Here is a 22,036-nt window from a genome sequence, read left to right on the forward strand (position 1 = left end):
TCTCAAAAAACGTAAAACCTTGAATGAGAATGGTATTGATAATTTAAAGCTATCAATGCGTTCTTATTCATAACTAAATAAAAATAACTCTCATTTACATTGAGGCAAACTGCGGCGTAAAATGGCGACCATTATTGAGAGTGCAGGATTTCTAGCATGTTGGTTGCGTTTTTAATCATGTTGCGTGAAGGCATAGAAGCGGCCTTAATCGTCGGCATCATCGCAGGTTTTTTAAAGCAAGCAGGCAAAAGCCATTTATTACCGTATGTGTGGTCGGGCGTGGCCTTGGCCGCGGCCTTGTGCGGCGTCATCGGCTACGTCATCCACATCAAAACCGGTGAGATTCCACAGAAGCAACAAGAATTGTGGGTAGGCATCATCGGTTTGGTGGCGGTGGGCATGTTGACGTATATGGTGTTGTGGATGAAAAAAGCCTCACGCCACATCAAACAGCAATTGGGCGACTCGGTACAGGCCGCCCTCAAGCAAGGCAAATGGCAAGGTGTGGCCTTGGTAGGCATGGCATTCTTGGCCGTGGCACGCGAAGGTTTGGAATCCATCTTCTTCCTCATCGCGGTGATGGAACAAGCGCCAACATGGCACATGCCTGTGGGCGCCATCTTGGGCATCGTCGTCGCCATATTCATCGGCTGGTTGATTTTCCAATGCGGCTGGCGCATCAACTTGGCCAAATTCTTCAAATTCACTGGTGTCATCATCATAGTGGTGGCCGCAGGCTTGTTCTCAGGCTCTTTGCGCGCCTTCCATGAAGCCGGTGTCTTCAATGCATTCCAAACCATTGCTTACGATTTACACCAAGTATTGCCAGTAGACAGCACGGTAGGTGTGTTGTTGGCAGGTTTTTTTGGCTATCACGACGCGCCCACTGTCGGCGAAGTCGGTGCATGGTTGTTGTACTTAATCATTGTGTTGTTTTTGTTTTTCAAGCAGGCCAAACCCAATACTGCCCAAGCTTAAAATATCTCCATAAGGAAAAATCATGAAATTATTCACCCTATCCCCCATCGCTCTAGGCTTGAGTGCAGCGTTATTGTTGTCAGCTTGTGGTGGCGAACAAGCGGCCAAACCAGCTGACACCCAAGCCGCCAGTGGCGCCGCTGCCGCACCTGCTGCCGGTGGTGAAGTGCAAGTGGCGGTAGACGACAAACAATGTCAACCAATGGAATTGACCGTGCCTGCTGGCAAAACCACGTTTGTGGTGAAAAACAATTCCATGAAGGCTTTGGAATGGGAAATTTTAAAAGGCGTGATGATAGTGGATGAGCGTGAAAACATCGCGCCGGGCTTGACGCAAAAACTGACCGTGACCTTGCAACCAGGTGAATACGAAATCACCTGTGGCTTGCTCAGCAACCCACGCGGCAAATTGATAGTGACTGAAAACGCTGGCTTCAAAGCCGATGCCAAAACCACTGAAATCGCCGCCTTGGCCGAACCTTTGAGCGCATACAAAACCTATGTGCAAGAAGAAATGAAGCAATTGGTGGCCAAAACCGAAGCGTTTACTGCTGCTGTCAAAGCCGGTGATGCTGAAAAAGCCAAATCTTTGTACGCCGACACCCGCACCCATTACGAACGCATTGAACCAATTGCCGAATTGTTTGCGGAATTGGATGCTTCTATCGACGCGCGTGCCGATGCATTTGAAACCCAAGAAAAAGACCCTAATTTCACCGGTTTCCACCGATTGGAATACGCATTGTGGTCACAAAAGAACATCAAAGACATGGGCCCGATTGCCGATAAATTGTTGGCCGATGTGAAGACTTTGCAAACCGAAATCGACAATTTGGGTTTCCCACCTAGCAAAGTGGTAGGTGGCGCTGCTGCCTTGGTTGAAGAAGTGGCCGCTGGCAAAATCACCGGTGAAGAAGAGCGTTACAGCCACACCGACTTGTCAGACTTCTATGCCAATATGGAAGGCTCTCAGAAAATCGTTGATTTGTTCCGCCCACAAATCGAAGCCAAAGACCCTGATTTGCTAAAAAAAGTCGATGCGCAATTCAAAATTGTTGACGATATTTTGATCAAATACAAACAAGGCAATGGCTTCAAAACTTACGATGCCTTAAGCGATGCCGACCGCACCGCCTTGAAAGCACCGGTACAAACTTTGGCTGAAGAATTGGCCAAATTGCGCGGTACTTTAGGCTTAGACTAAGCCGCATTGCAGTTCAGACACAGGCTGCCTTTAGGGCAGCCTTTTGCAAAGGAAGTTGTCACATGACCGACAAAGAAGATTTACAGGCCGCATCTGTCGCCAATCCTAGCCGACGCTGTTTGTTTAAAACCGCCGCCGTAGGCGCAGCAGGTTTGGCAGTGGGCGCTGCCGGTGGTTATTTGGTCAGCCACCAAAACGATACCGCCACCGCAGGACACTCAAGCACCTCCATTGATTGCCACGGTGTGCACCAAGCGGGCATTTTAGTACCGGCACACCAGCCTTGCGCCATCATCACCGCATTTGACATCACCGGCACGACCAAAGGCGATTTGCAAAAATTGCTGCGCATCATCACCGACCGCATTGAATTCTTAAGCAAAGGCGGCCGCTATCCCGATGCCCATCCGCAATTGCCACCCGCTGGTAGCGGCATCATCGGCATGAATGTGCCACCGGATGAATTGACCGTGACCGTGTCTTTGGGCAGCAGCGTGTTTGATGAGCGCTTTGGTTTGGCCAGTTTGAAACCCAAACACTTGCAACCGATGATGCGTTTTCCTAACGACATGTTGCGCGCCGAATACTGCCATGGCGACATGACTTTGCAATTCTGTGCCAATAACCACGAAACCAATATGCATGCACTGCGTGACATCATGAAGGCGGTGACTGGCTTAGCGGTGGTGCGTTGGAGCATAGACGGTTTCTTGCCCAAGGGCGAACCGGGTGCGGCACCGCGCAATTTATTGGGCTTTAAAGATGGCTCGGCCAATCCCAAACCCAAACAAGCCGATGATTTCTTGTGGACAGGTATGGCACCAAACAGCCAAGACGAACCGGCTTGGACCAAAGGCGGCTCTTACCAAGCAGTGCGCTTAATCCGCAATTTGGTTGAATTCTGGGACCGCACACCACTGAAAGAGCAAGAAATGATATTCGGCCGCGACAAAGCCCACGGTGCGCCTTTGGGCATGAAGAGCGAGTACGATGAGCCCGATTACAGCAAAGATGTGGACGGCAAAAAAATCCCTATGGACGCGCACATGCGTTTGGCCAACCCGCGCACCAAAGAAACCCAAAAAAGCCTGATGTTGCGCCGCCCTTACAATTACTCGTTGGGCTTGCAAAAATCGGGGCAATTGGATGTGGGCTTGATATTCATTTGCTACCAAGCGAATTTACAGGACGGCTTTATCGACGTGCAAAAACGCTTGGACGGTGAACCCTTGGAAGAATACATCAAGCCTTTCGGTGGTGGCTTCTTCTTCACTTTGCCGGGCTTTAAAAAAGGCGAATTTGTCGGCCAAAGTCTGTTAATCGCCGCCGAACAATTGACTTAACTGCGACTGCTTCGCGCTCAAAACACAGCCACACCAACAAGACGGTGTGGCTGTGTCATAATAAACCCCTACAAACACAAAGACATTGGCATGCGTATTTTATTGGTTGAAGACGATTTGATGATAGGGCAAGTGGTGTACGAAGGCTTGCAACAACAGGCTTACGCCGTGGATTGGGTCAAAGATGGCGAAGCCGCAGTATTGGCCTTGGCCACACACGAATACGATGTGGGCTTGTTTGACATCGGTTTGCCCAAGAAAAATGGCTTACAGGTATTGGCAGAATTGCGCGAGCGTCATTCTACCCTGCCGGTATTGCTGCTGACCGCGCGCGACACCGTTGACGACCGCATCATCGGTTTGGATGCCGGTGCCGATGACTATTTGGTCAAGCCGTTTGAATTTAAAGAATTGTTGGCACGCATCCGTGCCATCAGCCGCCGCAGCCAAGGTCAGGCCGACCCGATACTCGACAATGGCGTGCTAAAACTCAATCCCGCCACCAAAGAAGTCAGCCGTGGCGAACAAGTGGTGCGCCTGTCCTCGCGCGAGTTTTCATTATTGCTGGCACTGATGCAACACCCCGGCACCATCATGTCACGCAGCGATTTGGAAGAGCGCATTTACGGCTGGAACGAAGAAGTGGAAAGCAATGCGATAGAATTCCTCATCCACAGCTTGCGCAAGAAACTCGGCAGCGACTGCATTAAAAACGTCAGAGGTTTGGGATGGTTCGTCGACAAAGCGGCATAAATCAATCATTGCAGTTTCGGCTGGCACTGACCATCAGCGTGGTGTTGCTGGTGTTGGCCGCTTCGGCCAGTGTGTGGTCGTTTGTGCGCACTTACAACCGCGTGCAAACCATGCAAGACCGCCAAATGCATGCTTTGGTCAATATGGTGCAAGACGACAATGTCAGTTTGGTTGAAGACGATACCGCCAGCAGCGATGCCAATGGCAGCGGCACCAACACCGCCAGTGCGACCAGTGCCAGCGCCAATACCCCCGCTGTCAGCCACACCAAGCCTTTACCAACACCACCGCCGAACCCTCCTGGCCGCATCCCGCCACCGCACGAGCAGCAAACCATCATCGACACCGTCGACAATCCTGATTTGGCCTTATTGTTTGATTACGACGATGTGGCGGCACATTTGGCCACCCTGCCCGATGGCTTTAACGATTTGCAAGGCAAAGACGATACGTGGCGCGCCTATTTGCTCACCCAGAAAGACCAGCGCATCATCGTGGCGCAGCCCAATGGCTTTCGCAACCAATTGGCGCGCAACAGCGCATGGGAAGCCTTAATCCCGATGTTGGTATTGTTGCCGCTGTTGATTTTGGTGGTCTACATCACCGTGTATCAAGTGTTCAAACCGATACGCAGCCTGACCGAAGAAATCGCCAGCGTGGACCAATTGCATGCGCCGTCGCTGGCCAAACACAATATCCCGAGCGAATTGCGACCGTTTACCCAAGCGGTAGACGATTTGTTCACGCGTTTGAACGAAGCGATGCAATTGAATCGGCGCTTGATAGCCAATGCCGCCCACCAATTGCGCACCCCGCTCACCGCCTTGAGTTTACAGGCCGAGCAATTGCAACAACAGAATCTCAGCGCAGAAGAATTGGCACAACGCTTGGCCCAATTACAGGCCGGTTTGGCCAGACAGCGCGACTTGGTGTTAAAACTGTTGGCCTTGGCGCGCAGTGAGGAAGTGCTGACGCAGCAACAGCCGGCTTTTTTGCATTTGGAAGAAGAAGTCGGCTTGGTGTTGCAACAATGCCTGCCTTTGGCCTTGGAAAAAAACATTGATTTGGGTGTAACCGAATTGATGGAGGTGCAATTGGCGCTGAGCAGTTTGGATTTTCAGACCTTGTTGCAAAATCTGATTGAAAACGCTGTGCGCTACACGCCCGATGGCGGCCAAGTCGATGTCGCCATCAGCCAATTGCCGCAACACATCCAAATCAGCGTCATCGACAATGGCATCGGCATAGACGATGCCCACAAAGACTTGGTGTGGGACGCGTTTTACCGCGTCGATGACAACCGCCACAACAGCTCTGGTTTGGGCTTGGCAATTGTCAAAAATTTGGTAGAACGCTACCATGGCAACATCGTCTTGAGCGACCACCAGCCCCAAGGCTTGGTGGTGACCGTAACCTTTCCTGTGAGTGAGCAAGGCCATGACTGACAACAGTGTTTCTAAGCGCGTGATTTGGCGTTTGCATGCCGACAAATTGATGTTGTTACACCAAAACAATGTCCATACCGCCATGCTCGGTTACCAAATGGTGGCCAATTGGTTTAACCACACGCCGCCGTCTACCTTGGATATCGAATATGCGATTCAATCCATAGAAGATGGTTTGTCGCCTTTGCGGGCGGCGCTGCCTGAAGGCGCACAGTTTTACAGTGATGATGTGATGTTGAATGAGCTCAGCCAACGCATGGGCATCTTCAAGCGTGAACTCACACGCGAACAAGTGGAAAGCGATTTTGATGCCTTGGTATCCCAATTAAACCGCCCGATGGCATTTGCCAGTGCCCCGCTTGGTCAGCAAGCGATTGCTTACCAGCTCGTGTTGCGCGAGGCCATGCACCATTTGGACATGGCGGTGTTGAACTTGGGCATTTGAGTGCGCGCAGATTTAACACGATTTAACATACATCTAAGTTTGTACTAAGTTTGGTTTCCTATACTGCAAGCCATATGAACGAGATATCCAACACAGAGTTCATATCGGTATTGCGAACCCCACAGCAGGCAGATTCCCCTGACAGACAGTCTGCCTGCTGTCGCAAACCAAACCCCTCTTTGGAGTTTAACCATGAAATTACCACTGTTGCTGTGTGTGTGTTTCAGCTTGATGAGTTTGCCAGCTTGGGCTGAGAAACCAGCGAAACCCTACCCACAGTCAACTGAGCGCCCCTATCCCGACCACGAGCGCATGCACAAGAAAAAAGACCGCCCCGATGGCATGACGGGTCCACGCGCTGACGAACCGCGGGTATACCGCAGCAAGAAATTGCGCATCCATAAAAACGGCCAAGGCCGTTACGGCATGCCCAACCAGCCACAATGGCCAAGAAGCGATGATTGACAACCCTAAGCGGCCTGTAAAGATTTACAGGCCGCTTATCGATATGTGGCACAGGTTTAAATCCATCATCCACACTCACGATGTACTCCATTCCCAAGTTATCTGGGCAAATCAACAACCCGTTCACGTATCAATTGTTTCAAAGTGGCAATAGCCGCACCGTCGTGCTGCCCCATGCCGTAAAACTGCAAACTAACCATAGGCAAAGGCTGTGGTGAGGGCAGAAATTTCAAATGTGCAGGCACACCCACCGCAGTGCGCACCGTCACCCCCAATCCTGCGCCCACCGCTTCCCAAATGCCATTGAGACTGATACTGCTACAATTGATGTGCCATGCTTGTTGCTCACGATTGAGCATGTCCAAACCGATTTTTTGCATGTGACAAGGCTCGTCAAACACCACCATATCAACCTTAGCATCGGGTTTTAACACCGATGTTTGCACCGCGCTGCCTATCCAACGCAGCGGAAACTCGCCCAAGGTTTCAGCATGAAACGCGCTGGGATTCAAAGCCCAAATCACCGCAAAATCCAATTCACCTTTTTCAACCGCACTAATCAACTCGGCATTGCGCTGCAAACGAACATTCACCTGCACATTCGGCAACGCGCGTTGGTATTTCCCCAACACCGAGCTCAAAAAGCCACTGCCAAAATCCTCTTGTATCCCGATGCGCACCACTTGTTGCGATTGTTGCTGTTGCAAAGCCAACACCGCTTCATCGTTCAAATCCAACAGCCTCTGCGCATAGGAAAACAACAGCTCGCCTTGCGGATTCAGGCTCAAACAGCGACCTGATTTTTCAAACAAGGTTTGACCCAGTTGCTGTTCCAATTTTTTAATTTGCGAGCTGATTGCCGAATTGGAGCGACCCAGCTTGGCGGCAGCTTGGTTGAATGTGCCCAACTTCACCCCCACCACAAAAGTGCGCAATGCCACCAAATCCAAAAGCGTTTGCATGTACCATCATCCTAAAATATCGAAACATTCATCAATTATTTTCTGATTTTCAGAATAATTATCCTGAACTACAGTAGCACTTGTGTCAATGCCTATCCCTTTGCGCTTATGTACCCACTAGCAGCCTCTACCCTGTTCATCATCGCCAGTTCGGTATTGCTGGCTTACACCCTTTTTGGCATCTCTGGTTTTGGTACGGCCTTAATCGCGGCGCCCTTGCTCAGCCTGTATCTGCCGCTTCCCAAAATTGTGCCGTTACTGGCCTTATTGGATGTGTTGGCCGCCTGCAATAACGTTTATCACGACCGAAAATTTGCGCAGCGTTCAGCCTTAAAAACCTTGTTGCCCACCTTGCTATTAGGTGCATGCATCGGTGCCACATTGCTCCTACAGGCCCAGCTGCACACCCTGATGTTGGGTATGGGCGTGTTGCTGGTGGTGTATGCCATTTATGGTTGGTGTAAGCGCCCGCCTTCGGCTCGCATGGCACAGGCATTGGCCCTGCCGCTTGGATTGACGGGTGGCGTATTGGGGGCGGTATTTGGCAGTGGTGGCTTTTTATACGCCATTTACCTCAGTGCCACTGTCCCCGACAAGCAAGCCATACGCGCCACACTGTCCACCCTCATCGCTTGTAGTACCTTGTTTCGGGTAGTGCTGTACATGACCATGGGCACTTATGCCGATACTCAATTACTGCTTTTATGCTTGTGTTTATTGCCCTGCATGCTGCTGGGAACTTACTTAGGCCGCCGACTCAGCCACACATTGCCACCCGCCCAGTTTCAGCAAACCATACACGGGCTGTTATTGCTGACCGGCATCCACATCCTGTATCGCTATTGGAATTGAAACCATGCTGCCACCACCAAGCCACGTTGTGCTGAATCCCCAGCAACAAAGCGTTGCCGACGCCCTCGCCGCCTTAATCAAGCAGCCGCAAGCACAGTATTTTTACCTGTGGGGGCAAGCAGGCCGAGGAAAAACCATGTTGATGGACGCCTTATTACAACACTATCCTCACCCAGCCAAACGCTGGCACTTGCACCAATTGATGCGCGAAATACAGCAATTTTCGTTTGTGCACCGCCAACAAGACGCCATTGTGATGTTTGCCCAACAGCTGGCCAGCCAATACCGCTTATTGTGCCTAGACGAAATGCACTTACACGATGTGGCGGACACCCACATATTAGAACGCTTACTCAGCGCATTATTAAGCCGCAAAACAGCCATCATCTTGACCTCTAATTACCCACCCGCAGCGCTGTTAAACATACCGGGAAGACAAATGCACGCGACAAAACTCATCGCCTTGATAGAACGGCATTTTCACATCGAGCATTTACAGGGCGACATCGACTACCGCCAACTGTCTGCCTTCTCATCCTTAGCATCGCAGTTTGTGATGGGAAAAGATGCAGAGGTACAAACCCAACTGCAGCACCGACTGGCGCAACTGGGCATACCGCTTGACCAGCACGCTATTACCGCACCCATACACATCAATGGCCGCTGGATACCCGTGCTCTCGCAGCAAGACAGCCATATTTGGTTTGATTATGAGCACATCTGTTTAAGCCCCCGCTCCTACAGCGATTATTTGGACATCGCCACTGCCTGGCCCTTAATCATCATCAGTGGTCTGAGTGCTGAGAACCTCCATGATGCCAATGGCTTGCGCCGCTTTATTTGGTTGATAGACGTTTTATACGATGCCAAACGCCCGCTATTGCTGGGCACAGATGCGCCCATTTTGGAGCTGTTAACTCCGCATGCGCAGGATTTGGATACCAAACGCTTGTACAGCCGCTTATGTGAAATGCAATTTTGGCCTTTGGACAGCCCGTGTGATATGGCGCATCAGCTTAAGATTGAATGATTTCAATATAAGGTCTACATCGAATTTCAGCATGAAAAAGCGGCCTGTAAGCACTTACAGGCCGCTTTAAAATCCTATTGGCTTATATTGCTGGGCACAGCAGCCTCTATTGGTACTGTTAACACCGCATGCGCAGGATTTAGATACCAAACGCTTGTACAGCCGCTTATGTGAAATGCAATTTTGGCCTTTGGACAGCCCGTGTCATATGACGCATCAGCTTAAGATTGAATGACTTCAATATAGGGTCTACATCAAATTTCAGCATGAAAAAGCGGCCTGTAAAGGCTTACAGGCCGCTTTAAAAACCCTATGGTCTTAATCAGACTATTGCGTTGCTTGTATCGCGGTTAAGGCGATGGTGTAAACAATGTCATCGACCAACGCGCCACGGGACAAGTCGTTGACTGGCTTGTTCAAGCCTTGCAACATCGGGCCCACGCTCAAGACATTGGCGCTGCGTTGCACCGCTTTGTAAGTGGTGTTGCCGGTGTTCAAATCGGGGAACACAAACACCGTCGCTTGGCCGGCAACAGGGCTGTCCGGCGCTTTTTGACGGCCAACGCTGAGCACGCTGGCGGCATCGTATTGCAACGGGCCGTCGATGAGCAAATCAGGGCGCTTTTGTTTGGCCAAGTCAGTGGCTTCTTTAACTTTCTCCACTTCCGCGCCCGCACCTGAGGTGCCGGTGGAATATGAAATCATCGCGACTTTGGGTTCCACCCCAAACGCCTTGGCAGAATCAGCCGATTGTATCGCAATGTCGGCCAGTTCTGCCGCCGAAGGTTCTGGATTGACGGCGCAATCGCCATACACCAGCACTTGGTCTGGCATCAGCATAAAGAACACGCTCGACACCAAACTGGCTTCAGGCTTGGTTTTGATCAATTGCAAGGCTGGACGAATGGTATTGGCGGTGGTGTGGATGGCGCCCGAAACCAAACCATCGACATCGTTTTGCGCCAACATCATCGTGCCCAACACCACCGTGTCTTCCAATTGGCGCAGTGCCAATTCCGGCGTCAAACCTTTGTGTTTGCGCAGCGCCACCATAGGCTCCACGTATTGCTGGCGCAGCAAATCCGGATCGAGAATTTCCAAATCCACAGGCAATGTCACATTCAATTTCTCGGCCACTTCTTGCACTTCAGCCGGCTTGGCCAATAACACACAGCGCGCAATGCCTTTTTGTTGGCAAATAATGGCGGCCTGTACCGTGCGCGGCTCCGAACCTTCAGGCAAGACGATGCGTTTGTTAGCAGCACGCGCCAATTGCATCATGCGGTAACGGAATGCAGGCGGCGACAAGCGCACGTCTTTGGATTGACCAAGATTTTGCAATAAGGCATTGATTTGCAAATTCTCCGCCACATAATCAACCATGCTGTCCATACGGCTCAAATCGTCGGCAGGCACGCCGCTGGGCATGTGCGACAAGATATTGGCCGTATTGAAGGTATCGTGTTCGGTCAACAATACCGGTAACTCGCTTTTCAAAGCCGGCGCAATCAAGGCTTGTAAATTCTGCGATGGGATTTCATTGCAGGTCAAAATCACCCCAGCCAGCGGCGTGCCACTGATGACGCGCAAAGCGGTGGCCATCATCACATCTTCGCGATCGCCCGAGGCGATGATGACGGCACCGGCTTTAAAACGGTCAACCATGTGCGTGGCCGAACGCCCTGCCACCACTAATTCTTTCACGCGTGAACTGTCCAAAAATTCAGCGCCGTGCAACACCCGCGCATTCAAATAACGCGCCATGTCTTTCATGCGGAACATCGATTTTTCCGCCGCGTATTTCACCGCGCCCAAACAAGCCAATGGTGCACGATTCGAGGCAATGCGGCGCGACACTTCTTCCACAAATGGCACAAACTCTTGTTCGGCCACATTGATGGAATTCAACACAAAACCGGCAATGCGCACATGATCGTCGTCGTAATCATGTACATACAACGCCACTTGCTCAGCCACTTGTTCGGCCGTGGCATTGTAAGCGCTGACCACCAAGATGATTTCGGCCTGTAAAGCCCGCGCCAAAGCCAAGTTTTTATCGGCCAAGAACGGTCGGTCGCTGTCAGGCGATACACCTTCTATCACCACCACATCATGGGCTTGCTGCAAACGCAATTCGCTCAGGCGCTGCACCACCAGCTCGATCATGTCATCGTCTTTGCCTTGCGAAATCAGCATTTCCACTTCGCTCAAGGCCAATGGTGCCACCGTGGGCAGGTGGAACAACTCTTGCGCAAAATGCACCGCTGGATCAATTTGCTGTTCCAATTGGGTGACGTAGCTTTGTTCTATTGGCTTGAAAAACAGAGGTTTGTTATTGCTTTGTTCAAATGCACGCAAGATACCCAAACTGACACTGGTGAGACCTGCACGGTTGCTGGTTGGTACAATGATGAATGCTGACATAAAGTTTCCGGTTGTTAACAAACAAAAAAGGCTTTCAGTCGCCTGAAAGCCTTTCACCATACCTGATTACTTGCCTTTTATCACCCCTAAAATGGTGCGGGTGATGCTGTCGCTGATGGTTTTGGTGAGTTTGTTGGAGATGGTATGCCCCACTTGGGCACCGATTTTATTGCTGATATTGGCATTGTTTTTACGTCTGCCACCAAAAAGTCCGGTTAACAAACCATCCAATAAGCCGGGGTCTTCTTCCTCGGCTGCGGCGGCTTTGCTTGGAGTCGGCTCGGCGGGTGCCGAGGCTGCGGCTTCTGCGGCAGTCGCTTGCTGCTGTTCATATTCCATGATGGCTTCGTAAGCCGAATACGCATCTACAGCATCTTTGTAAGTGGCATACAAATCATCATGGTGTATTTTATCGTTTAACACATCGGCCTGTAACGGCGTTAACAAGCTGCTCGGTGGCAATACCCATGCCCGCTCTACTGGGGTCGGCATGCCTTTTTCATCTAAGAAAGACACCAAGGCTTCGCCTGTGGCCAATTCGGCGATGGTGGTGACCACATCGACACCGGGATTGCTGCGAAAGGTTTCGGCGGCGGCTTTGACCGCTTTTTGATCGCGAGGGGTGAACGCACGCAACGCATGTTGCACCCGATTGCCCAATTGACCCAATACCGTATCTGGCAAATCCAATGGATTTTGGGTAACAAAATACACGCCCACGCCTTTAGAGCGAATTAAGCGCACCACTTGCTCGATTTGTTGCAATAAGGCCGGCTCTGCGCTGTCAAACAGTAAGTGTGCTTCATCGAAAAACATCACAAATTTGGGCTGTGGCAAATCCCCGACTTCGGGCAATTGTTCAAACAACTCTGCCAATAACCACAATAAGAAAGCGCTGAAGATGCGCGGCGAACGCATCAAACGCTCGCCTTGCATGATGTTGATGACGCCTTGGCTGCCTTCGGTTTGCATCCAATCGTCTAAATTCAGTTCTGGCTCGCCGAAAAACACATCGGCACCATCTTGTTCCAACTGCAATAATTGCCGCTGTATCGCACCGATACTGGCCGCAGAAATATTGCCATACGTCCCACGAAATTCTTTGGCATGGTCTGACACATATTTGAGCATGCCGCGCAAATCTTTCAGGTCGAGCAAATGCCAACCCTTGTCATCTGCGACTTTGAATACCAAAGTCATCACACCGGCTTGGGTATCGTTCAAGCCCATCAAATGCGACAACAATAACGGACCCATTTGCGAAATGGTCACGCGCAAAGCAATGCCTTTTTCCGCAAACACATCCCAAAAACGCACCGGAAAACGGTGTAAATACTCGGGGCTTAAGCCAAATTCGTCCATGCGTTTGGCAACCATGCCTGCATGTTCACCGGCTTCGGCGATACCCGATAAATCGCCTTTAACATCCAATAAAAAAACCGGAATGCCAGCATCGCTGAAGCATTCCGCCATTTTTCGTAAAGTTACCGTTTTCCCAGTGCCCGTGGCCCCTGCAATCAATCCATGTCTGTTCGCCATTTTAGCGACGATGTTCAATTCATGTGCAGCAGCAGTGCGGGCAATGGTAAACGGTAGACTCATATTAGTTAGCTTCCAAGCGATGTTGTAACACAGTTAAACCATCGTTGTATTGGGCCATGAATTCATCGCGCACATAAGGACGCAACAAATTGAACACTTGCAACAAGCCACGTACTTTGGATTTTTCATCCAATTGATGGTTGTTCAACGAACCATCAAATACAAACCAGTAGCGGCAAATCAACCAGATGTTCAAGGCCAAGGCATCGATGTCCAGAACTTCACCTTTCAATGCACCGCCATCAATCAAGCGTTGCAAATGAGTATGTACCATAGGTGATACTTGTTTCCAAGTGAAGTTTTGGTATTCACCAGATAACTCGCTGTTACGCATCAACAAAGTGTTTACATCAGCAAACAAGAAACGGTAACGCCACATCACATCGAATACTTCTAAGAAGTAATCAATCATACCGTTCATGTCTTTTGGGGTTTCGCTGCGATTCAAAATCTCAGACAATTCTGAGCGATAGCGTTTGAACAATTGCAAGATGATTTCATCTTTATTACGGAAATGGTAATACAGATTACCTGGGCTGATGCTTAAATGAGCAGCAATGTGATTGGTGCTGATTTTGCGTTCGCCCTCAGTATTAAAGAGCTCCAAACTTGCATCCACAATACGATCGTAAGTGTTGCGTTTTCCTTGCTTAGCCATGTGTAAAACCTTTTTAGTGTGTGTGTGTAGTAAAAACAACTGCTAAAACGAAACTCGCATCATATGACATATGCACATGAGCAAGTTTGACCAAACTCAATTCTGAGCTTGCTCTTTGGTCCCAACGCCATCCACTCAAAGCAACAGCTTTGTTACCAAAAATTGGGTTCTGGGTGCAATTCAATCCCAAACATCTCGAAAATAGTATTTTGGATGTATTGTGACAATTCCAAAACGTCGGTGTGTGTGGCACCGCCTAAATTCACCAAAACCAATGCTTGTTTTAAATGCACGCCTGCCTTGCCTATTTGATGCCCCTTCAATCCTGCTTGATCAATGAGCCATCCTGCTGCAATTTTTACCCTACCGTCCTCTTGTGCGTATTGAGGCATGTTAGGAAAACGCTGCTTTAAATCCGCAGCCACGTCTGCAGCGACGATGGGATTGTGAAAAAAGCTACCAACATTGCCCGTAATGTGTGGATCGGGCAATTTTTGCTGGCGTATGTGACAAACCGCATCGCTGACCACTTGGGCCGTCAGGGTTTGTCCACTTGCCATGCGATTGGACACTTCTTCCAAATCCCCATATTTAATATTTGGAATAAACCGTTTACTCAGCTCGAATATTACCGCCCAAATGACATAACGTCCATTTTCTGCGTGCTTAAAAAAACTGTCACGATAAGCGAACTGACACTCTACTTTAGAAAAAGTTTGCCATTTTTTAGAGTAAGAGTCAAAACAAATTACAGAATGAATTCGATCTTTTACTTCAACTCCGTAAGCACCAATATTTTGAACAGGAGCTGCACCCACCTGTCCCGGAATCAGACTCAAATTCTCTAAGCCATTGTATCCTAAAGACAAAGTCTTCAAAACAAACTCGTGCCACACCTCACCTGCTTGAGCTTTTACTAGTACAGTGTCATTATTCTCTGCAATCAGCTCTATTCCTTTGTTACACAATTGTATTACAAAAGAATTTAATTTAGGCTCTAGAATAATATTAGAGCCACCACCCAACCAAGCAACAGACTGTTGCAAAAATAATGCACTTTGCACTAATTCTTCGAGTTCAGCTGCAGTTTCGATGCGGCAATAATGCTGCGCCGTGCTTTTCAGGCCAAAAGTATTTAAAGCGTCTAAAGCGTAATCCGATTCTATTTTCATACTTGTTTGCTCACGAAGCGTTGGCTGACGCGTGATAATAAGACAATAAATGCGATGGCTGCCAATGTTAATGAAAAGATGAGCGCGCTCCAAAAGCCATAGATGCCCATATTAAAATGGAAGCACAACACATAACCCAAGCACAAACCAAACACCCAAAACGCGATTGCGTGCACCACCATAGGCAAGCGGGTCACTTTATAACCGCGCAGCGCGCCGGTGGCAATGGTTTGCATCGCATCTGGTAATTGAAACACCGCATTGAACACCAATAAAGTCGCACCTATGGCAATGACGGCAGCGTCAGTAGTGTACATGGAGACGATGGAAGTGCGGAAAATTAAGATGACCAACACGGTCACGCAAGAAGCAGCCAAACCGATGGTCAAGCCCACGCCTGCGATGTAACGTGCTCTTTGCATTTGGCCACTGCCTACGGCATAGCCCACGCACACGCTCAAGGCCGCGCCCAGAGATTGGGGCACCATGTACACCAAACTGCTGATGTTAATGACCACTTGTTGGCTGGCGACGTACTCTACCCCCAAATTGGCAATCAAAATTGAAATGAAGGTGAACAGGCTCACTTCGATTAAAAATGACAAGCCGATGGGGATGCCCAAGACCACGATGCGTTTGAGCACAGGGAAATCCAAACCACTGGCCAAATTCAAACGGCCAAATTGACGGAAATACGCATCATAGCGAATGTACAACCACAAACACACGGTATTGATGGCAAACACACACACCGTACCAATGGCGCAACCTATGCCGCCCAAGCCAGGCAAGCCCCACATTCCGTATATCAACGCATAGTTAATTGGAATGCTCATGCACAAGCCAAACAAGCTGATCCACATCATCGGTTTGGGCTTGTTCAAACTGCTGGCATAGGCATGGAGGCTGCGGTATACCAAGGCAAACGGCAAGGCCATGGCAATCCAAAACATGTAATAGGCAAACACATGTTTCACATACTCGCCCAATTCAAAATAGTGATTCAAGGGCGCAATCAAGGCCCACATGATGAGCATGCCCACCAAACCCAGCACAAAAGCCAGCCACACGCCTTGGCTGCCCACTTGGCTGAGGTCAGAAATCTTTTGTGCGCCGTACAATTGCGACAAGATGGGATTTAAGGCCGTGATGACCCCCATCAAGCTGATGTACAGCGTCATAAACAAACTGATGCCCAAGGCCACTGCGGCCAAATCTTCGGCACCATAGCGGCCCGCCATCACGGTATCCACTACCCCCACACCCACTTGGGCAATTTGGGCAATGAACATCGGCCAAGCCAAATGCACGATCTTGGCGGCTTCTTGTTTGTACGTGCCCGCTCCAAAGCGGTTTAAATCAAATAACATCTCTTTTTCTGCTTTCAGGCCGCATCATGCCGCCATACAATAAAAACGACGCTGGGTGTTTGCACACTCACAGCGTCGCTTACTGGGTGTAAACGGGTCAATCGATGATTAAGCGCGTTTACGGAATTCGTTGGTACGGGTATCGATTTCGATTTTGTCACCGTTTTCAACAAAAGCTGGCACGGCAATTTCAGCACCGCCAACCAAACGCGCTGGTTTCATCACTTTACCTGAGGTATCGCCTTTCACAGCTGGCTCAGTGTATTCTACTTCACGCACCACGATGGTAGGCAACTCTACAGAAATCGCTTTGCCATTGTAGAAAGTCACTTCGCAAATGTCTTCCATGCCATCAACGATGTAGTTCAAGGCATCGCCCATGTTTTCGGCTTCGATTTCGTATTGTTCAAATTCTTGGTCCATGAACACATACATAGGGTCGGCAAAATAGCTGTAATTGCATTGCTTGCGATCCAAAACCACCACGTCGAATTTTTCGTCGGCTTTGTAAACAGACTCGGTAGCCGCGCCAGTCAACAGGTTTTTCAATTTCATTTTAACCACGGCTGCATTGCGACCTGATTTATTGTATTCAGATTTTTGCACTACCATAGGGTCGTTACCGACCATAAACACGTTACCGGCACGTAATTCTTGTGCTGTTTTCATAATATTTGTTTCCGCTTGAAAAAGATTTAAAACACGCTATTTTAACTGAAGCCGCATGAAATTGGCTAGCTGTGTTGCTAAACTCTGTTGTTGCCACAATTGCTTTCGCCACAACTGCAAAGCCTCAGCCAACTCAGCTTGCTGATTCAACACGGTGTGCCAAACCTGTGCACGCTTGCCATCGTCCAGCTCCAGCACGCCATTGAGTTCATCCGACAAGGCTTGAAACGCCTGCCACACATCCTCATTCAATGCGGCCTGTAAACTTTGTAACTGCTGCCAACAACACTGCCAAAACGCATGCAGCTTCACATGGTGGGCATTGTCATCTTGGCGGTAAATCTGCCACCAAAACAGCCGCCCTTGCCACAAAGCCCTTAGCACACTGTCTTCACCGCGCACCACACACACATCAGCGGCCTGTAACACCTCATCAAACGCGTCTTGCGGCACAAACGGCACCAAACACACGCTGACAGACTTCATGCGCACCACATCGCCCACTTGCTGCAAAGCCAATAATTCGGGGAAATGGGTTTGCAAATCCTGCAGCAAACCGCCTTGCGCCAACCACACTACCGTGCGTTGCTCGCCGTGCTGCCACATGCGCAGCCATTTTGGCCACATCGCATCGACATAGCCAAACACATACACATGCAAGCTGTTGATAAATTCAGGTAAATGGTGTTTTTGGCGCAAATACTGTTGCTGAGCCGCATTCACAGGCAAGCTTTGCTTCAACAAGTCTTGCTCATATGACACGCCGCCGGTTTTGCCACTGAAGCCCGGACAGAAAAAGTATTTTTTCACACCATTGCCTTGCAGCGACGGCAATAAATGCACGTCTTCTACCCACGCTTCGGCGGTCAAATACTCCAAATTCAGCCACAATACCGGTTTGCCCACCATCCATTGCTTCACCGCATCCGGCACTTCACAAGCAAACGTCTCTATCACCACATCAGCGTTGGGGACTTTCTCTAACAAGGGCGCAATCGCCTCATCTTGCCAACGCAACACCGCTATGCCCTCATAGCGTGCGTGTAAAGCGGTGGTATCCACTTGTGGCAACAAGGCTTGCAGCGCCGTCACATCGTCCACCCACAACACCACTTGGCACTGCTGCTCTTGCACCAATTGCTTGGCCAAACGCCACGACACGCCGATGTCACCGAAATTGTCTATCACGCGGCAAAACAGCCACACTGTGTGTTTTTTTGTATCCATGTCTTTATTATGCCTGAATTCACCTCACCCTCACCAATCAGGTATGTAGTGGGTTTACAGGCCGCTTACGCTATATATGGTGTTTTGCTCGTGATAAAGCCCTAGGCTTGATTTGTATCAGTGTCGTTGCCTGCTGCCGTCCAGAGATAAGCGGCCTGTAGAGCCCCATCTGTGCTATAATTTTTGTCTCTATAGACCATACATTCAGAGTTATGACCGATTCCTTATTTGCCAAAGAAACCATCGCCATCAGCCTCGAAGAAGAGATGAAACGCTCTTACCTCGACTATGCGATGAGTGTGATTGTGGGTCGGGCCCTGCCCGATGTGCGCGATGGTCTGAAACCTGTGCACAGACGCGTTTTGTACGCCATGCATGAGCTCAATAACGATTGGAATCGAGCTTACAAAAAATCTGCCCGTATCGTCGGCGACGTGATTGGTAAATACCATCCGCATGGCGATACCGCGGTATACGACACCATCGTGCGCATGGCGCAAGATTTCTCCATGCGCTATATGTTGGTAGACGGCCAAGGTAACTTCGGCTCGGTCGACGGCGACAGCGCCGCCGCCATGCGTTATACCGAAATCCGCATGGCCAAGATTGCGCATGAATTGTTGGCCGACATCGACAAAGAAACCGTTAACTTCGGCCCCAACTACGATGGTTCTGAATCTGAACCCTTAATTTTGCCTGCCCGTGTGCCGGCTTTGTTGGTCAATGGCAGCTCAGGCATTGCCGTGGGCATGGCCACCAACATTCCGCCACACAATTTGCGTGAAGTCATCAATGCCTGCGTGGAATTGCTGCACAACCCTGAACTGAGCATTGATGAAATCATCGACTTGATTCCTGCGCCCGACTTCCCTACCGGTGCCACCATTTATGGTTTGAGTGGCGTGCGCGAAGGCTACCGCACTGGTCGTGGTCGCGTGGTGATGCGCGGTAAAACCCACATCGAGCCTTTGCCGAAACACCCAGACCGCGAAGCCATCATCATTGATGAGATTCCCTACCAAGTGAACAAAGCCAAATTGGTCGAAAAAATCGGCGAATTGGTGCGTGAAAAAATCTTGGAAGGCGTGTCTGACTTGCGCGATGAATCGGACAAATCCGGCATGCGTGTGGTCATCGAGCTCAAACGCAATGAAAACGCCGAAGTCGTGCTCAATCAGTTGTACAAACTGACCCAATTGCAAGACAGCTTCGGCATCAATATGGTGGCCTTGGTCGACGGTCAACCGCGCTTGCTCAACGTCAAACAAATCTTAAGCGAATTCCTGCGTCACCGCCGCGAAGTGGTGACCCGTCGCACCATGTTTGAATTGAAAAAAGCGCGTGAACGCGGCCACATCTTGGAAGGTTTGGCGGTTGCTTTGTCCAACGTCGATGAAATCATCGCCTTAATCAAAGCCAGCGCCACCCCACCCGAAGCCAAACAAGCCTTGTTGGCGCGTGCTTGGCAATCGGATTTGGTCAACGACATGCTCAGCCGTGTTGAAGGCGATTTGAGCCTGGTGCGGCCTGAAAACGTCGACGCGGCTTGCGGTTTGCACGATGGCGCTTACCACTTCAGCGAAGCGCAAGCGCAAGCGATTTTGGAAATGCGTTTGCAACGCTTGACCGGCTTGGAACAAGACAAAATCATTGCCGAATACAAAGACATCATGGCAACGATTTTGGACTTGCTCGACATTTTGTCCAAACCAGAACGCATCAACCAAATCATTGATGATGAATTGGTGGCGATTAAAGAGCAATACGGCGACGAACGCCGCTCAGAAATCAACCCATTCGGCGGCGACATTGCCGATGAAGACTTGATTCCACCGCAAGACATGATCGTCACCTTGTCACACGCAGGCTACATCAAAGCGCAACCTGTCACCGATTACCAAGCACAGCGCCGTGGCGGCCGTGGCAAACAAGCCGCAGCCACCAAAGAAGAAGATTTCATCGAAACCTTGTTCTCGGCCAATACCCACGATTACTTACTTTGCTTCACCAGCTTTGGCCGTTGTCATTGGATTAAAGTGTACAAATTGCCGCAAGGCGGCCGTCAAAGCCGCGGTCGTCCAGTGAACAATGTGTTGGAATTGCAAGAAGGCGAAAAAATCAGCGCCATCTTGCCGGTGCGCGAGTTCATCGACACCGAATACGTGTTCATGGCCACCGCCAATGGCACAGTGAAGAAAACCGCTTTGACCGACTTCTCACGTCCGCGTACCGCCGGCATCATCGCCATCAATTTGGACGACAACGACAGCTTGGTCGGCGTGGCCAAAACCACCGGCAACGACCATGTGATGTTGTTCTCCAGCAATGGCAAAGCCATACGCTTCGATGAAAACGACGTGCGTGCCATGGGCCGTACCGCAGCCGGTGTGCGCGGCATGAAATTGCTCGATGATGCCAAAGTCATCAGCTTATTGGTATCCAACCCTTGTGAAGATGGCGCGTGCATGGTGTTGACCGCCACCGCCAATGGCTATGGCAAACGCACCCCAGTTGAAGACTACCGTTTGTCTGGCCGCGCCACCCAAGGCGTGATTGCCATCGACACCGGCGAGCGCAATGGCGAATTGATAGCCGCATCCTTGGTAGCCGACAGCGATGACTTGATGTTGATTACCTCGGGCGGCGTGCTCATTCGCACCAAAGTCAACCAAGTGCGTGAAACCGGCCGTGCCGCTCAAGGCGTGCGCTTGATTAACTTGGACGAAGGCGAAAACCTGGTCAGCCTCACCCGCGTGGCCGAGAGCGAAGAAGACGAATGCGAAGCCGAAGAAGGCATGGAAGACAGCACCGACAGCAGCGTCGACACTTCTGTTGATACTGATAACGCCGCACCAGACAACAGCGACGACGACACTGCGGCCGAATAAGCGCTGTATCAGTAAGACTCAATCAGCAAAGCCCACTTCGGTGGGCTTTTTTGTTGGATACGGGTTTAGGCGTTGTGAACATAGGCTATTGTTGTTCATCGCATTGACAAATCATACCTGACTACTTGCGACTCTATACCTTCTTAAATAGGGTTTTACAGGCCGCTTATTGACAATCAAAGCGGCCTGTAAGCCATCTTCACAACATTATTTGCGCTTATTGAATGTTTGATATCAAGGTAACGGCTCATGTTTACAAGCAATGCGGTGTGTTTCGGTATGGTTTTGCTATCACGCATCGGTTTGTATTCGCAGCAAAGCACGTGTCTTGATTTGTTCACCAGCACAGGCCTGTGCAAGATAATAACTTTCGGCCTCGGCACATAACAGCGTGTATGCATGAACATAGCGGCCTGTAAATCCATTTTAAAACTGTCTTTGTGCACATACACTACTGGATGAACATGATGTCGCTCTAATGGGATAGGCAGTGTTGCTGCAATCCAAACCCTGTACCCTCTTTTCTGCATACACACACTAGCTGACTTG

At 50.0% G+C, this 22,036-nt stretch carries 18 protein-coding genes; 10 read left to right on the plus strand and 8 right to left on the minus strand.

Annotation, left to right across the window (positions count from 1 at the left end; all coding sequences use genetic code 11):
* Positions 1-156 precede the first annotated feature (156 nt).
* The 7 genes from efeU (at position 157) to BN3003_RS16540 (ending at position 6,633) form a co-directional block, all read left to right on the plus strand.
* Positions 157-978: an iron uptake transporter permease EfeU gene (gene efeU / locus BN3003_RS16510; protein WP_058357711.1), complete on the plus strand. Its 822-nt coding sequence runs from the start codon at positions 157-159 to the stop codon at positions 976-978.
* 22 nt (positions 979-1,000) lie between these two features.
* Positions 1,001-2,182 carry an iron uptake system protein EfeO gene (gene efeO, locus BN3003_RS16515; RefSeq protein ID WP_058357712.1) on the plus strand — a complete coding sequence of 394 codons (1,182 nt, stop codon included), beginning with the start codon at positions 1,001-1,003 and terminating at the stop codon, positions 2,180-2,182.
* A gap of 62 nt (positions 2,183-2,244) precedes the next feature.
* Positions 2,245-3,525: an iron uptake transporter deferrochelatase/peroxidase subunit gene (gene efeB / locus BN3003_RS16520; RefSeq protein ID WP_058357713.1), complete on the plus strand. Its 1,281-nt coding sequence runs from the start codon at positions 2,245-2,247 to the stop codon at positions 3,523-3,525.
* Between the two features lie 90 nt (positions 3,526-3,615).
* Positions 3,616-4,278 carry a response regulator gene (locus BN3003_RS16525; RefSeq protein WP_058357714.1) on the plus strand — a complete coding sequence of 221 codons (663 nt, stop codon included), beginning with the start codon at positions 3,616-3,618 and terminating at the stop codon, positions 4,276-4,278.
* On the plus strand, positions 4,254-5,723 hold the full coding sequence (locus BN3003_RS16530; protein WP_058357715.1) for a sensor histidine kinase: 1,470 nt from the start codon (positions 4,254-4,256) through the stop codon (positions 5,721-5,723). Before BN3003_RS16525 ends, BN3003_RS16530 begins: the two co-directional genes overlap by 25 nt.
* On the plus strand, positions 5,716-6,168 hold the full coding sequence (locus BN3003_RS16535) for a hypothetical protein (protein ID WP_058357716.1): 453 nt from the start codon (positions 5,716-5,718) through the stop codon (positions 6,166-6,168). The genes BN3003_RS16530 and BN3003_RS16535 overlap by 8 nt, the downstream gene beginning before the upstream one ends.
* Before the next feature lie 192 nt (positions 6,169-6,360).
* On the plus strand, positions 6,361-6,633 hold the full coding sequence (locus BN3003_RS16540; RefSeq protein WP_058357717.1) for a hypothetical protein: 273 nt from the start codon (positions 6,361-6,363) through the stop codon (positions 6,631-6,633).
* A gap of 98 nt (positions 6,634-6,731) precedes the next feature.
* Here BN3003_RS16540 and BN3003_RS16545 read toward each other — a convergent pair whose 3' ends face one another.
* Positions 6,732-7,595, minus strand: a complete 864-nt coding sequence (locus BN3003_RS16545) for a LysR family transcriptional regulator (protein ID WP_058357718.1) — start codon at positions 7,593-7,595, stop codon at positions 6,732-6,734.
* A gap of 108 nt (positions 7,596-7,703) precedes the next feature.
* Here BN3003_RS16545 and BN3003_RS16550 point away from each other — a divergent pair, with 108 nt between their 5' ends.
* Both BN3003_RS16550 and zapE read left to right on the plus strand, forming a co-directional pair.
* Entirely contained in the window at positions 7,704-8,447 is a 744-nt protein-coding gene (locus tag BN3003_RS16550) for a sulfite exporter TauE/SafE family protein (RefSeq protein WP_058357719.1), read from the plus strand.
* 4 nt (positions 8,448-8,451) lie between these two features.
* On the plus strand, positions 8,452-9,477 hold the full coding sequence (zapE, locus tag BN3003_RS16555; protein WP_058357720.1) for a cell division protein ZapE: 1,026 nt from the start codon (positions 8,452-8,454) through the stop codon (positions 9,475-9,477).
* Between the two features lie 327 nt (positions 9,478-9,804).
* Here zapE and pta read toward each other — a convergent pair whose 3' ends face one another.
* The 7 genes from pta to earP all read right to left on the minus strand — a co-directional run bounded on the left by pta (position 9,805) and on the right by earP (position 18,599).
* Positions 9,805-11,901, minus strand: a complete 2,097-nt coding sequence (gene pta, locus BN3003_RS16560; RefSeq protein WP_058358097.1) for a phosphate acetyltransferase — start codon at positions 11,899-11,901, stop codon at positions 9,805-9,807.
* A gap of 66 nt (positions 11,902-11,967) precedes the next feature.
* Complete coding sequence (locus BN3003_RS16565; protein WP_058357721.1) at positions 11,968-13,503, minus strand: helicase HerA-like domain-containing protein; 1,536 nt, start codon at positions 13,501-13,503, stop codon at positions 11,968-11,970.
* Between the two features lies 1 nt (position 13,504).
* Positions 13,505-14,161 (minus strand): TetR/AcrR family transcriptional regulator, encoded by a 657-nt coding sequence (locus BN3003_RS16570; RefSeq protein WP_058357722.1) that lies wholly within the window; start codon positions 14,159-14,161, stop codon positions 13,505-13,507.
* A gap of 152 nt (positions 14,162-14,313) precedes the next feature.
* On the minus strand, positions 14,314-15,333 hold the full coding sequence (gene murB / locus BN3003_RS16575) for a UDP-N-acetylmuramate dehydrogenase (protein ID WP_058357723.1): 1,020 nt from the start codon (positions 15,331-15,333) through the stop codon (positions 14,314-14,316).
* The gene (locus tag BN3003_RS16580; RefSeq protein WP_058357724.1) at positions 15,330-16,703 is read right to left on the minus strand and encodes an MATE family efflux transporter; all 1,374 of its coding nucleotides are present in this window, start codon (positions 16,701-16,703) and stop codon (positions 15,330-15,332) included. Before BN3003_RS16580 ends, murB begins: the two co-directional genes overlap by 4 nt.
* A gap of 108 nt (positions 16,704-16,811) precedes the next feature.
* Entirely contained in the window at positions 16,812-17,372 is a 561-nt protein-coding gene (gene efp / locus BN3003_RS16585) for an elongation factor P (protein WP_058357725.1), read from the minus strand.
* Positions 17,373-17,408: 36 nt separating this feature from the next.
* Positions 17,409-18,599: an elongation factor P maturation arginine rhamnosyltransferase EarP gene (earP, locus tag BN3003_RS16590; RefSeq protein ID WP_058357726.1), complete on the minus strand. Its 1,191-nt coding sequence runs from the start codon at positions 18,597-18,599 to the stop codon at positions 17,409-17,411.
* A 212-nt stretch (positions 18,600-18,811) separates the two neighbouring features.
* On the opposite strand from earP, the gene gyrA reads away from it, so the two are divergent.
* Positions 18,812-21,487 carry a DNA gyrase subunit A gene (gene gyrA, locus BN3003_RS16595; RefSeq protein WP_058357727.1) on the plus strand — a complete coding sequence of 892 codons (2,676 nt, stop codon included), beginning with the start codon at positions 18,812-18,814 and terminating at the stop codon, positions 21,485-21,487.
* Positions 21,488-22,036 lie beyond the last annotated feature (549 nt).

It is taken from the genome of Vitreoscilla massiliensis (genome assembly GCF_001457815.1).
GTDB lineage: Bacteria > Pseudomonadota > Gammaproteobacteria > Burkholderiales > Neisseriaceae > Vitreoscilla > Vitreoscilla massiliensis.

Coding starts and splice junctions, on each gene's coding strand:
- efeU (WP_058357711.1), top strand. CDS start 157: ATGTTGGTTGCGTTTTTAATCATGTTGCGTGAAGGCATAGAAGCGGCC.
- efeO (WP_058357712.1), top strand. CDS start 1,001: ATGAAATTATTCACCCTATCCCCCATCGCTCTAGGCTTGAGTGCAGCG.
- efeB (WP_058357713.1), top strand. CDS start 2,245: ATGACCGACAAAGAAGATTTACAGGCCGCATCTGTCGCCAATCCTAGC.
- BN3003_RS16525 (WP_058357714.1), top strand. CDS start 3,616: ATGCGTATTTTATTGGTTGAAGACGATTTGATGATAGGGCAAGTGGTG.
- BN3003_RS16530 (WP_058357715.1), top strand. CDS start 4,254: ATGGTTCGTCGACAAAGCGGCATAAATCAATCATTGCAGTTTCGGCTG.
- BN3003_RS16535 (WP_058357716.1), top strand. CDS start 5,716: ATGACTGACAACAGTGTTTCTAAGCGCGTGATTTGGCGTTTGCATGCC.
- BN3003_RS16540 (WP_058357717.1), top strand. CDS start 6,361: ATGAAATTACCACTGTTGCTGTGTGTGTGTTTCAGCTTGATGAGTTTG.
- BN3003_RS16545 (WP_058357718.1), bottom strand. CDS start 7,595: ATGCAAACGCTTTTGGATTTGGTGGCATTGCGCACTTTTGTGGTGGGG.
- BN3003_RS16550 (WP_058357719.1), top strand. CDS start 7,704: ATGTACCCACTAGCAGCCTCTACCCTGTTCATCATCGCCAGTTCGGTA.
- zapE (WP_058357720.1), top strand. CDS start 8,452: ATGCTGCCACCACCAAGCCACGTTGTGCTGAATCCCCAGCAACAAAGC.
- pta (WP_058358097.1), bottom strand. CDS start 11,901: ATGTCAGCATTCATCATTGTACCAACCAGCAACCGTGCAGGTCTCACC.
- BN3003_RS16565 (WP_058357721.1), bottom strand. CDS start 13,503: ATGAGTCTACCGTTTACCATTGCCCGCACTGCTGCTGCACATGAATTG.
- BN3003_RS16570 (WP_058357722.1), bottom strand. CDS start 14,161: ATGGCTAAGCAAGGAAAACGCAACACTTACGATCGTATTGTGGATGCA.
- murB (WP_058357723.1), bottom strand. CDS start 15,333: ATGAAAATAGAATCGGATTACGCTTTAGACGCTTTAAATACTTTTGGC.
- BN3003_RS16580 (WP_058357724.1), bottom strand. CDS start 16,703: ATGTTATTTGATTTAAACCGCTTTGGAGCGGGCACGTACAAACAAGAA.
- efp (WP_058357725.1), bottom strand. CDS start 17,372: ATGAAAACAGCACAAGAATTACGTGCCGGTAACGTGTTTATGGTCGGT.
- earP (WP_058357726.1), bottom strand. CDS start 18,599: ATGGATACAAAAAAACACACAGTGTGGCTGTTTTGCCGCGTGATAGAC.
- gyrA (WP_058357727.1), top strand. CDS start 18,812: ATGACCGATTCCTTATTTGCCAAAGAAACCATCGCCATCAGCCTCGAA.